The organism is Bradyrhizobium sp. LA2.1 (genome assembly GCF_040547725.1).
Lineage (GTDB): Bacteria > Pseudomonadota > Alphaproteobacteria > Rhizobiales > Xanthobacteraceae > Bradyrhizobium > Bradyrhizobium barranii.
Genome location: NZ_JBEPQI010000003.1, coordinates 326,035 through 337,345, shown reverse-complemented (window position 1 = coordinate 337,345; position 11,311 = coordinate 326,035). Strand labels below are relative to the sequence as shown.

The 11,311-nt window shown below is 66.6% G+C and carries 11 protein-coding genes; 9 read left to right on the top strand and 2 right to left on the bottom strand.

Annotated elements, in window-relative coordinates:
- The first annotated feature begins 12 nt into the window (after window positions 1-12).
- The 9 genes from ABIB95_RS07050 (at window position 13) to ABIB95_RS07010 (ending at window position 8,257) form a co-directional block, all read left to right on the top strand.
- The gene (locus ABIB95_RS07050) at window positions 13-309 is read left to right on the top strand and encodes a nucleotidyltransferase family protein (RefSeq protein WP_085402698.1); all 297 of its coding nucleotides are present in this window, start codon (window positions 13-15) and stop codon (window positions 307-309) included.
- 32 nt (window positions 310-341) lie between these two features.
- Window positions 342-1,115 (top strand): RsiV family protein, encoded by a 774-nt coding sequence (locus ABIB95_RS07045; protein ID WP_085402697.1) that lies wholly within the window; start codon window positions 342-344, stop codon window positions 1,113-1,115.
- Between the two features lie 131 nt (window positions 1,116-1,246).
- Window positions 1,247-2,239, top strand: coding sequence for a tripartite tricarboxylate transporter substrate binding protein (locus tag ABIB95_RS07040; protein WP_028146998.1), 993 nt, complete (start codon window positions 1,247-1,249; stop codon window positions 2,237-2,239).
- A 191-nt stretch (window positions 2,240-2,430) separates the two neighbouring features.
- Window positions 2,431-2,925, top strand: coding sequence for a tripartite tricarboxylate transporter TctB family protein (locus tag ABIB95_RS07035; RefSeq protein ID WP_354238338.1), 495 nt, complete (start codon window positions 2,431-2,433; stop codon window positions 2,923-2,925).
- A gap of 4 nt (window positions 2,926-2,929) precedes the next feature.
- On the top strand, window positions 2,930-4,441 hold the full coding sequence (locus tag ABIB95_RS07030; protein ID WP_354238337.1) for a tripartite tricarboxylate transporter permease: 1,512 nt from the start codon (window positions 2,930-2,932) through the stop codon (window positions 4,439-4,441).
- A 51-nt stretch (window positions 4,442-4,492) separates the two neighbouring features.
- Window positions 4,493-5,482 (top strand): methylmalonyl Co-A mutase-associated GTPase MeaB, encoded by a 990-nt coding sequence (gene meaB / locus ABIB95_RS07025; RefSeq protein WP_354238336.1) that lies wholly within the window; start codon window positions 4,493-4,495, stop codon window positions 5,480-5,482.
- The gene (locus tag ABIB95_RS07020) at window positions 5,479-6,135 is read left to right on the top strand and encodes a pyroglutamyl-peptidase I (RefSeq protein WP_354238335.1); all 657 of its coding nucleotides are present in this window, start codon (window positions 5,479-5,481) and stop codon (window positions 6,133-6,135) included. Before meaB ends, ABIB95_RS07020 begins: the two co-directional genes overlap by 4 nt.
- 199 nt (window positions 6,136-6,334) lie before the next feature.
- Window positions 6,335-7,705 (top strand): TIGR03808 family TAT-translocated repetitive protein, encoded by a 1,371-nt coding sequence (locus tag ABIB95_RS07015; RefSeq protein ID WP_354238334.1) that lies wholly within the window; start codon window positions 6,335-6,337, stop codon window positions 7,703-7,705.
- Window positions 7,706-7,948: 243 nt separating this feature from the next.
- On the top strand, window positions 7,949-8,257 hold the full coding sequence (locus tag ABIB95_RS07010) for a GIY-YIG nuclease family protein (protein ID WP_354238333.1): 309 nt from the start codon (window positions 7,949-7,951) through the stop codon (window positions 8,255-8,257).
- A gap of 125 nt (window positions 8,258-8,382) precedes the next feature.
- Here ABIB95_RS07010 and ABIB95_RS07005 read toward each other — a convergent pair whose 3' ends face one another.
- Both ABIB95_RS07005 and ABIB95_RS07000 read right to left on the bottom strand, forming a co-directional pair.
- On the bottom strand, window positions 8,383-9,078 hold the full coding sequence (locus ABIB95_RS07005) for a TIGR03809 family protein (RefSeq protein WP_354238464.1): 696 nt from the start codon (window positions 9,076-9,078) through the stop codon (window positions 8,383-8,385).
- 511 nt (window positions 9,079-9,589) lie between these two features.
- On the bottom strand, window positions 9,590-11,305 hold the full coding sequence (locus ABIB95_RS07000) for a S8 family serine peptidase (RefSeq protein WP_354238332.1): 1,716 nt from the start codon (window positions 11,303-11,305) through the stop codon (window positions 9,590-9,592).
- Window positions 11,306-11,311: the final 6 nt, after the last annotated feature.

The window sequence follows — 11,311 nt, the reverse complement described above, 5'->3', positions numbered from 1 at the left end:
CGGATTGTCTCCATGACACGTGATGAGGTCATCGCTGCGATACGCCAGAACGCTGATGCCATCAAAGCCAAGGGCGTCTCGAAGCTCGCCATCCTCGGCACGCGGGACGGCGACGATTATCACCCGCACAGCGACATCGATGTCCTGGTCGAGGTCGAACCGGAGGCCTCTTTCTCGCTGCTCAACCTGATCGACGTCGAGCAGATCATCGAGGATGCAACCGGCTTGCAGGCGCAGGCGACTGTCCGGCGCTCCGCCTCCCCCCACTCTGCGCAGCAGATCGCAGACCACATCCTCGAAATATTCTGACGCTCACGTAAGGAGCACTCCCATTGAAGTTCATGATCGGTTTGAGCGTCGCCATGGCGCTTAGCGCAACGTGCGTGATCTCCGCCCTCGCCGCGGACCCCAAGCCCGACGCCATCATCAAGACCAAGAGCATCGACGCCCGCGTCTTCCTCGACGACAGGATCAAGGCGGATGCGGCGCTCGCGGCGGATTGCCTGGCCGAAGGCAGGAAGTGGCTCGACAAGAACGCGGCCGAGGCCGCCGCCTCGCGCAAGGAAGATCCGCAGTTCTTCAAGGACGGCGGCTGGGATTTCGAGCGCAAATATGCGATCCGCTCCGTTGTTGCAGATCGCTATGTCAGCGTCCTGCGCAACGACTACATGGACACTCATGGCGCCCATCCCAACTCGGACGTGAACACGATCCTGTGGGACAAGAGCGAGGGCAAGCGCATCTCGATCCGCCCGTTCTTCACCGAGACCACCGACAACGGGGCAACTATGAAGGCGATGGTGAAGGCCGTGATCGCTTCGCTGAGAGTCGAGAAGAAGAAGCGCGACACCAGCGAGACCGCGACCGACGAGTGGTTCAAGAGCGTCGAGCCGAGCCTGCTCAAGATCGGCGCGGTGACGCTCGCGCCGTCAACCGAAACGGGCAAGAGTTCCGGGCTCACCTTCCACTATCCGCCTTACGCGGTTGGCCCCTACGCCGAGGGCGAATATGTCGCCTTCGTGACGTGGGAAACGCTGAAGACCTATCTCACGGCGGAAGGCATGCGTATCTTCGGCGGTGCGCGACCGAAGGGCGACGCGGCGGAGCCGCAGTGATGATGTTTTGAGCAGCGACACATTGCTCACAACGCTGTGGTAGCGCTACCTTGCAGCGGCGCCGCAAAGCCGACTAGAATGCCTTCATTGACAAGAGCGCCCGGTGTCACGGGCGCCGCTGGGAGGCATTGATGTCCAAGATTTCGCGCCGCACTTTTGCGGCCTCTTCCGCCGCGATTGCCGCATCCGCCGCATTCGGTCTCACACCCGCACGCGCACAGGCGTATCCGGCCCGGCCGGTCACCGTGATCGTGCCCTGGGGCGCCGGTGGCGGCACCGACGCGACTGCGCGCATTGTCGCAGCCCTCCTGGAAAAGGATCTCGGCCAGCCCTTCAACGTCGTCAACCGCACCGGCGGTTCAGGCGTGGTCGGCCATAGCGCGATCGCGACCGCGCAGCCGGACGGCTACACGATCGGCATGCTCACCGTCGAAATCTCGATGATGCACTGGCAGGGCCTCACCGAGCTGACGCCGAAGAGCTACACGCCGCTGGCGCTGATGAACGAGGACCCGCCCGGCATCCAGGTCTCCTCCTCCTCGCCCTACAAGACCGTCAAGGAGCTCGCCGAAGCCATCAAGGCGGCGCCTCCCGGCAAGTTCAAGGCGTCGGGCACCGGTCAGGGCGGCATCTGGCATCTCGCGCTGGTCGGCTGGATGCAGGCGATGGGCCTGCCCGCCAACCAGGTCGCCTGGGTGCCGTCGAATGGCGCTGCGCCCGCGATGCAGGATCTCGCCGCCGGCGGCCTCGACCTCACGACGTGCTCGGTGCCGGAGGCGCGCGCCATCATCGAGGCGGGCAAGGCAAGGAGCCTTGCCATCATGGCGCCGGCGCGCAACCCGATCTTCAAGGACGTGCCGACGCTGAAGGAGGCGATGGGCATCGACTACGCAACCGGCGCCTGGCGCGGCATCGGCGCACCGAAGAACCTGCCGCCGGAGATCGCAACGAAGCTCACCGCAGCGCTGAAGAAGGTCTACGACTCCGCCGAGTTCAAGGACTTCATGAGCAACCGCGGCTTCGGCACGGTGTGGGGCGATGCCGGTCAGTTCGCAAGCTTCATGGACAAGGGCGACGCCCAGATGGGCGAGGCGATGAAGGCCGCCGGCCTGAGCAAGGCGTGATCCGCACCTGCGATGCTCTGATCGCCTCCCCCCGCTTGCGGGGAGAGGCCGGAATCCGCGCGAAGCGCGGGTTCGGGGTGAGGGGGACTCTCCACGAGTCCAATTCTCACCTCCCCCGTGGAGAGCCCCCCTCAGCCCAACCCTCTCCCCGCGCGTGGGGAGAGGGAGAATACCTCGCATAGGATTCTCACATGCGTCTTCCCGACTCCGTCACGGGATCGTTTCTCGTCGTGCTCGGCGCGGCGGCTGCTTATGGCGGCTGGATCCTGCCGCCGGTGCCGGGGCAGCCGGTCGGCCCCAACGTATTTCCGCTCGTGATCGGTGTCGGGCTCGCGCTGTGCGGGCTCGCGATCGTGTTCGGCATCGGCCATTCCTTCGAGGAGGAGGAAGAGCTGGTCCCGCTCGAGGACGGCCAGGTGGCGGCTGCACCGCCGCCGCAGGGCAAGCTCTACGGTCTGCGCGCCCTGCTGCCGCCGGCGCTGCTGCTGTTCTACGTCGCCGCCGCCGACCGGCTCGGCTTCATCATCACCGCGGCAATCATGGTCTACGTCACCTCGACCGCGCTCGGGGCGAAGTGGAAGCTGGCGCTGCCGCTCGCGGCGCTGTCGCCCTTCGCCATCCACCTCATCTTCGGCAAGCTGCTGCGCGTGCCGCTCCCCGCTGGCCTGTTGCCGACGCCCTGGTGATCCCATGCTCAAGACCCTCATTGAAGCGTTCGCGCTGATCTCCACCTGGGAGGTCATCATCGCGATGTTCGCAGCCTCCGTGTACGGGCTCGTGATCGGCTCGCTGCCGGGCCTGTCGGCGACGATGGCGACCGCCCTGCTTGTCCCCGTCACCTTCTATCTCTCGCCAATCGCGGCGATCGCGACCATCGTCGCGGCCTCCTCGATGGCGATCTTCTCGGGCGACATCCCCGGCGCGCTGCTGCGCATTCCCGGCACCCCCGCCTCGGCCGCCTATGCCGACGAGGCCTACGCCATGACGCGCAAGGGCCAGGCTGAGCTGGCGCTGGGGGCCGGCGTCTGGTTCTCCGCCGTCGGCGGCATCGCCGGCGTGCTGTCGCTGATGATCTTGGCGCCGCCGCTCGCCGAGATCGCGCTGTCGTTCTCGACCTTCGAATATTTCTGGCTGGCGCTGCTCGGCCTGATGTGCGCCACTTTGGTCGCGCGCTCCTCGCCGGTGAAGGCGATCGCGGGCATGTTCCTCGGCCTGCTCGTGTCCTGCATCGGCATCGAGAACCCCGGCGGCGTGCCGCGCTTCACCTTCGGCATCACCGATTTGTTCGGCGGCATCGAGCCGATCCCGGCGCTGGTCGGCGTGTTCGCGGTGGCGCAGGTGATGCGCGCGATGCTGACGCCCGAGCCGCCGCCGTTGCCGCGACGAAAATTCGGAAGCATCATGGCCGGCCAATGGAAGCTGACCAAGAAGTATCACTGGCAGATGACGCGCGGGAACATCATCGGCATCATCATCGGCGTGCTGCCCGGCGCGGGCGCCGACATGGCCGCCTGGGTCTCCTATGCGATGTCGAAACGCTTCTCCAAGGAGCCGGAGAAATTCGGCACCGGCCACGTCGAGGGCCTGGTCGAGGCCGGCGCTAGCAACAACGCCAGCATCGCCTCGGGCTGGGTGCCCTCGCTGCTGTTCGGCATCCCCGGTGACACCATCGCCGCGATCGCGATCGGCGTGCTCTACATGAAGGGCCTCAATCCCGGCCCGACGCTGTTCACCGAGAAGGCGTCGAGCATGTACGCGATCTATCTGATGTTCATCATCGCGAACATTTTGATGATCCCGCTCGGCATCGCCATGATCCGGATCGCCGCCTACATCCTGCTGGCGCCGCGCTCCGCCATCATGCCGATCATCATGCTGTGCTGCGCGGTCGGCTCGTTCGCGATCGGCAACAACATGTTCGGCGTCGTCACCGTCGCCGCCTTCGGCATCATCGGCTATGTCATGGAGGCGAACGGCTATCCGGTGGCCGCGATGGTGCTCGGCATCGTCATGGGCACTATGGTCGAGCAGGCTTTCGTGACCTCGCTGATCAAGTCGGACGGCAGCATCCTGCCGTTCTTCGAGCGCCCGGTCGCTGCCATCCTCGCCGCCATGGCGATTGGCGCGCTGCTGTGGCCGGTGATGGTGTGGGTCTGGCGCAAGGTGAAGCCGGTGCAGACAGCGGCAGCAACGACTCGGTGATATCGGGCGAGCGGCCCTCGCCTGCCCCGCCGGGGCGTTGTAAAGCAGGGCATGACTGAGAAGAAGGCCTCGCTGGACATCAAAACCCTCGCCCGCGACTTGCGCGCCGGCAGTCGCGCGGCGCTCGCCCGGGCGATTACGCTGGTGGAGAGCCGGCGCGGCGACCACCAGGCGCTGGCGCGCGAGCTGGTGCAGATGCTGCTGCCCGACACCGGCAAGGCGGTTCGCGTCGGCATCACCGGCTCGCCCGGCGTCGGCAAGTCCACCACCATCGACGTGCTCGGGACGTACTTGATCGAACAGGGCAACAAGGTCGCGGTGCTCGCGGTCGATCCGTCCTCGGCGCGCAGCGGCGGCTCGATCCTTGGCGACAAGACGCGGATGGCGCGGCTGTCGGCCTCCAATGACGCCTTCATCCGTCCCTCGCCATCGTCAGGCACGCTCGGCGGCGTCGCCGCCAAGACGCGCGAGGCCATGCTGTTGTGCGAGGCCGCCGGCTTCGACGTCGTGCTGGTCGAGACCGTCGGCATCGGCCAGTCCGAGACCGCAGTCTGCGACATGACCGACTTCTTTCTCGCGCTGATGCTGCCGGGCGGCGGCGACGAATTGCAAGGCATCAAGAAGGGCCTGGTCGAGCTCGCCGACATGATCGCGATCAACAAGGCCGACGGCGACAATCTCAAGCGCGCCAATATCACCGCCGCCGACTATCGCGGCGCGCTGCATATTTTGGCGCCGCGGTCCGAGCATTGGCACCCGCCGGTCGAGACCTATTCGGCGCTGACAGGCGACGGGATTGCAAAACTCTGGCAGAAGGTTCTGGATCACCGCAAGGCGATGAACGCGTCCGGCGACTTCGCCGCACGGCGGCGCGAGCAGCAGGTGAAGTGGATGTGGTCGATGCTGGAGCAGCGCATGCTGGCGCGTCTACGCAGCGAGGCGTCGGTGCGGACCAAGGTCAGGAAGATCGAGGCTGAGGTGGCCGAAGGCCATCTCACGCCGGCACTCGCCGCCGAGCAGATTTTGGAGCTGCTGCAATGAGCGAAAAGCTCCGCATTCTCCTCACCGGCTTCGGACCGTTTCCAGGCGCGCCCTATAACCCGACCCAGCCACTGGTGGCGCGGCTGGCGCAATTGCGCCGTCCGGCGCTCGACGATGTCGCGCTCGCGAGCCACATCTTCCCGGTCACCTATGCCGCGGTCGACCGGCAATTGCCTGATGTGCTCGCGAAGGAACAGCCCGACGCGCTGCTGATGTTCGGCCTCGCCTCGCGTACGCCTTACCTCCGCATCGAGACCCGCGCACGCAATGCCGTCACCATGCTCTGGCCCGATGCCGCCAACACCCGCTCCAGCAAGCGCGGCATCGCCGGCCGTGCGGACGCGATGACGTTCGGTCCGCACACGGCAAGACTGCTGCGCGCCGCGCGCCTCACCGGCATCGACGCGCGCGCCTCGCGCGATGCCGGCGCCTATCTCTGCAATTATCTCAGCTGGCGCGCGATCGAGAACGTGAGGGCGGGCGGACCACAGCTTGCGGCGTTCATCCACATTCCCCTGCTCGCACGCAGCGGCGCGGTGCGGCGCAAGGGTGCGCCGCGGATCACGCTCGACGAACTGGTTGATGCCGGCGAGGCCATGCTGATGGAGATGGTGGGATTGGCAAGGAAGCAGCGGAACACTCAGATTTCGTAGGGTGGGCAAAGGCGCGTAGCGCCGTGCCCACCATACCTCCGCATTTGTGTAACAATGGTGGGCACGCTACGCTTTGCCCACCCTACGGCACCGTCTTTGCGGTAAACATTTAACCCTACCGCGAACAATCCTCACCGCCCCAGCCACCCTGCGCTACCTAGTCGGTCGCGGACCTCCCGCGTCCGCCGAAGGATGCGTCATGGACCTCAATCGCCGTCATCTCATCGGAGCTTCGACCGCAGGCCTCGCGGGCGCCCTCGCCATGCCGGCCGACGCCGCGCGCGCGGCGCCGCTGACATCCCTGCTCGGCCGCGATGCCACGCAATACGGTGTGCGGCCCGGCAGCAGCGAGGACCAGACCCGCGTGCTCCAGCGCGCCATCGACGAAGCTGCGCGGGCACAGGCGCCGCTGGCACTGCCACCCGGCATCTATCGCAGCGGATTGCTGCGGTTGCCGAATGGCGCCCAGCTGATCGGCGTGCGCGGCGCGACCAAGCTCGTCTTCACCGGCGGCGCTTCCGCGATCCAGAGCGACGGCTCGGACTCGATCGGCCTCACCGGCATCACCTTCGACGGCGGCGGCATTCCGCTTCCGACGCGGCGCGGACTGATCCACGTCCTCGGCGGGCGTGACGTCCGCATCACCGATTGCGAGATCACCGGCTCCGGCGGCAGCGGCATCTGGCTCGAGCAGGTGTCCGGCGACATCTCGGGCAACATCTTCACCAACATCGCGGTGACGGCAGTGGTTTCGTTCGACGCGAGAGGCCTCAGCGTCTCGCGCAACACCATCATCGGCACCAACGACAACGGCATCGAGATCCTGCGCACCGCAATCGGCGACGACGGCACGCTGGTCACTGACAACCGCATCGAGGACATCAAGGCGGGCCCCGGCGGCTCGGGCCAGTACGGCAACGCCATCAACGCGTTTCGCGCCGGCAACGTGATCGTGCGCGGCAATCGCATCAGGAACTGCGACTACTCGGCGGTGCGCGGCAATTCGGCGTCGAACATCCACATATCAGGCAACAGCGTCAGCGACGTGCGCGAGGTCGCGCTCTATTCGGAGTTCGCGTTCGAGGCCGCGGTGATCGCCAACAACACGGTCGATGGTGCCGCCGTCGGCGTCTCCGTCTGCAATTTCAACGAAGGCGGCCGCATCGCGGTGGTCCAGGGCAACATCATCCGCAATCTGATCCCGAAGCGGCCGATCGGCACCGCCCCCGACGACGATGCCGGTGTCGGCATCTACATCGAGGCTGACAGCTCCGTGACCGGCAATGTGATCGAGAACGCGCCGTCCTATGGCATCGTCGCCGGCTGGGGCAAATATCTGCGCGACGTCGCGATCACGGGCAATGTGATCCGCAAGGCGCTGGCCGGCGTCGGCGTCTCCGTGGTGTCCGGCGCGGGCACCGCGCTCGTCAACAACAACATGATCTCGGAAACCCCGCGCGGCGCCGTGGTCGGGCTCGATCACGCCCGTGCGGTGACGTCGGATCTGTCGGCCGACGGCGCGCAGCGCTTTGCGCAGCTGGTGGTCGGCGGCAATGCGGTGCGGCGGTAGCTGCGCCGTTGGCAGACGGGCCGCGCATCCTTCAAGGCTCCCCACGCGGCGGGTTGCGCCACGTGTCTCGCACCTCAGGATGACGGGGCGAGAGGCGGAGCTTGGGTTCGACAACGTCACGCTGTTCGGCGACACACTCAAAAGTTGCTCCGCTAAGCATTGACAACAAGCACAGTGCCGTCATCCTGAGGTGCGAGCCGTGCGGTGCGCAGCAGCGCGCGGGGAGCCTCGAAGGATGATGTTGTGGGCATCTATGTCTACATGCTGCGCTGTGCGGATGGCTCCTTCTATATCGGGAGCGCTACCGGCGAGGACGCGTCGAGACGCGTCGACGAACACAATGCCGGTGCCTATCCGGGATACACCTATTCGAGACGGCCAGTGGTCCTGATGTGGTCGGAGTATTTCGATCGGATCACCGACGGCATTGCGGCCGAGCGACAACTCAAGGGGTGGAGTCGCGCCAAGAAGGAGGCGCTCATTCGCTCGGATTGGGGATCGGTGAGCCAGCTTGCGCGGCGGCGGGCGGGAGCGCCGAGGTCCAAGAAGTAGGCGTCAGCGCGGCGGCAGACGGGCCGCGCATCCTTCGAGGCTCCCCACGCGGCGCGTTGCGCCACGTGTCTCGCACCTCAGGATGACGGCGCAAGAAGTCGCGGCGACCGTCTTGAATGTCCGCCTTAAAACGCGTTCCTCAGCAGCGGGTACTTCGCTTGCAGGCCGTCGAGGCTGAAGGTGAATTCGACGACGCGCTCGGGTGCGGCGACGATTTCGGCGGCGGGCGGGGCGAACTGCGGCAGAAGCGTTGCCATTGCAGCAGGCGTGGCGGGGGGCGCCTTCACGGCAGGTGCGGCGAACGCCGCCATTGCGGCAGGCGCGGCGACCGGCGACCTCACAGAGGGTGCGGTGAGCGGCGCCCGCGCAGCGGGAGCCTTGAGCGGCGCGACAGCGGCGGGCGCAGTGAACAATGCCACCGTAGCAGGCGTCGCTCGCGGCGCGAGCGGGGCTTCGGTGATTTCGGCAAAGACCTCCGGCTTGGGCGCGAGCCTGACCGGGAGGGCGGTCTCTGCGGCGATATGGACGGCCTTCGGCTGCACGGTCTGCGCCTGTTGGTCGCGCGGAAACACGCGGGGCATGGTCGCCGGCGACCAGCCGAATACGGGCGAGACACTCGCGGCCGCCGCGGCCACGTCAGCACCGGTCGCGAGCGCGCGCCAGGTCTGGACGGCGCGCTTGGCTTCCTGGATGTTTTCGAGGAATGCGAGCTCGGAGTGATAGCGGCGCCAGCGTCCGGTCTCGAACATTTCGGAGAGATGTTCCAGCCGCTGCTCGGCGAGAGCGCACCAGCGTGCCGCAATGTCGCGGCCACGCGCCACGTCGCGAACAGCCTCTTGGCGATGTGTCATAAACCAGCCCGTTGGGAGAAAAATACGGACGCGACGCAACGCACACGAATCAATTTAGACGCGACATGAATATTTTGTGGAAAAGTTTTGACTTGTCCAGCAACGACACGCCGGTCGTCGTCAATCACCGTAGTCGTGCGGATAATTGCTGTGTTTTCGAGTCAAGCTTCGCACAAGCATAACCGGCCTGCGGGGCGACTCCCGGACGCCGACAAGGGGCGCCGCCGCGTTCGTTCAACCGGAAGCTGATCGCGCCGAGCGGTTCAAGAAATCAGACGCCTGAAAAGAAAAGACCCGTCCGGGGGGACAACCGGACGGGTCGAGCCATATGGGCGCTTGGGGTGGATGGGCGCTCGCGCCTGATATGACTTATGGGGAGGGATGACCGCTCCCACATAATTTGGTCGTGGCAGCCGGCTTAACGTTCAATGCGGCGTTCGATTTCTTGGCCTTCGCACCGCGCGCAAAGTTGTCGCAGCCGCTATCGCGTCGCCGGCCTATCCGCCTGAGAAATCGTGGATTTATCGTCTGCGCTCGACAGCGAGGGTTGTTCGATCGCGCGGATGCCAGGCCCGTCGCGACGCTTCTCGGCATCTTCACGTTTTGTTGTACCGGACGCAGCCGCAACAGGCGTCGCGCTGTCGGCGGGAACAGCCATCACCGCGGCAAACGCGTCGGCCTCACCGTCGCCGAAGAGATCATCACGGCCGGGTGAACCGAGGTCGCGCGCGGTCTTCGCCAGCGTCATGCGCAGCGCCTCCGGCTTGAGCGTGTAATTGCGCTCGAGCAGCAGCGCGGCGACGCCGGAGATATAGGCGGCCGAGAACGAGGTCCCCGAGGTCATCTGGTACTTGCCGTCGGGCGCCGGCAGGAAGATGTCGACGCCGGGCGCCGCCAGCGCGATGTAATTGCCGCGGTTGGACGCCGAGAACAGCTTGTCCTGCTGGTCGGTCGCGCTGACCGCGATCACGTTGGGATTGGCGGCCGGATAGAGCGGCGGCGATTTCGCGCCGGCATTGCCGGCGGCCGCGATCAGCACCAGCCCGCGGGCGGCGGCCGCCGCGATGGCGCGCTCGATCACGGCGTCCTTCGGACCGGCAAAGCTCATATTGACGATCTGCGCGCCGTGCTCGGCGGCGTAATTCAGCGAGCGCAGGACGATGTAGGACGAGCTCTGGGCTCCACCCGTCGAGCCGCCAAAGGCGCGGATGGCGATGATGCGCGCCTCGGGCGCGCTGCCCATCAGCTTGGCATGCGCCACGATCGCGCCGGCAATGCCGGTGCCATGGACATGCGGGCCCTCGGCGCTCCCGAGCGCATCAAAGTTGTCGGCGATGGAATGGGCGAGCTCGGGATGTTGGGCGTCGATGCCGGAGTCGATCACGGCAACCGTCACGTTGGCGCCGTGCGCCAGCGTATGCGCCTGCGGCAGGCGAAGCCTGGCCAGCGCATATTGCGCGGGATCGCCCTCGGTCGGCACCGACGATTTCTGATCCTGGAGCACGTAGCGCAAGTTCGGCTGGACCGAGCGCACGCTGCCGTCGGCGGCGAACTCCCGCCGCACCGTCTCGGAAGGCCGGCCGTCCGTGATGCGGAACAGGCCGAACGTCGCCCCGATCAGCGGGAAATTCTCGGATGAGACACGCGTCAAGCCGTGGCGACGCGCAAGCTCGTCGGCTTCGGTCGCCGACAGCGCGCCGTCGATCTCGGCCACGAATTCGTTGGCGAAGGTGCGCAAGTCGACGGCGGCCGGCGTGCTGTTGCCCCGCCCCTTGCCGGCGCTCTTCTTGCCCGATTTGCCCGCGCCATCGCCGCCTGCGCCCGGCTGCGCCAGGCATTCGCCGTCGGCGTCGCGATAGGGGGCGGTGCAGGCGGGGTATAGGTTCGGCGAATAGCGCGCATAGGGCAGCACTGGGACCGGTCGCATCCGCGCCGTGGTGGTGGTACGCGGGATAGCAGGGATAGAACGCGGGCCGGGGCCGACGCCGACAGCCCGCGCACCAACACCGGGGCTGACGCGCGCGGCGATGCTGGGAGAGATGGTCGGGGTGCGCGTGGGGACGCTGATCGTCGGCGTGCGCATGATCGCCTGCGCCTGCGCAACCTCGACGCCGAGACCGGCGGCGAGCAGGAGTGCAGCTCCGACCGATGAAGCGTAGGCCCCGGCTCGCGACTTACTCTCGGACTTGCGCGTCATCGGTGC

Coding starts and splice junctions, on each gene's coding strand:
- ABIB95_RS07050 (WP_085402698.1), top strand. CDS start 13: ATGACACGTGATGAGGTCATCGCTGCGATACGCCAGAACGCTGATGCC.
- ABIB95_RS07020 (WP_354238335.1), top strand. CDS start 5,479: ATGAGCGAAAAGCTCCGCATTCTCCTCACCGGCTTCGGACCGTTTCCA.
- ABIB95_RS07040 (WP_028146998.1), top strand. CDS start 1,247: ATGTCCAAGATTTCGCGCCGCACTTTTGCGGCCTCTTCCGCCGCGATT.
- ABIB95_RS07015 (WP_354238334.1), top strand. CDS start 6,335: ATGGACCTCAATCGCCGTCATCTCATCGGAGCTTCGACCGCAGGCCTC.
- ABIB95_RS07035 (WP_354238338.1), top strand. CDS start 2,431: ATGCGTCTTCCCGACTCCGTCACGGGATCGTTTCTCGTCGTGCTCGGC.
- meaB (WP_354238336.1), top strand. CDS start 4,493: ATGACTGAGAAGAAGGCCTCGCTGGACATCAAAACCCTCGCCCGCGAC.
- ABIB95_RS07000 (WP_354238332.1), bottom strand. CDS start 11,305: ATGACGCGCAAGTCCGAGAGTAAGTCGCGAGCCGGGGCCTACGCTTCA.
- ABIB95_RS07045 (WP_085402697.1), top strand. CDS start 342: ATGATCGGTTTGAGCGTCGCCATGGCGCTTAGCGCAACGTGCGTGATC.
- ABIB95_RS07030 (WP_354238337.1), top strand. CDS start 2,930: ATGCTCAAGACCCTCATTGAAGCGTTCGCGCTGATCTCCACCTGGGAG.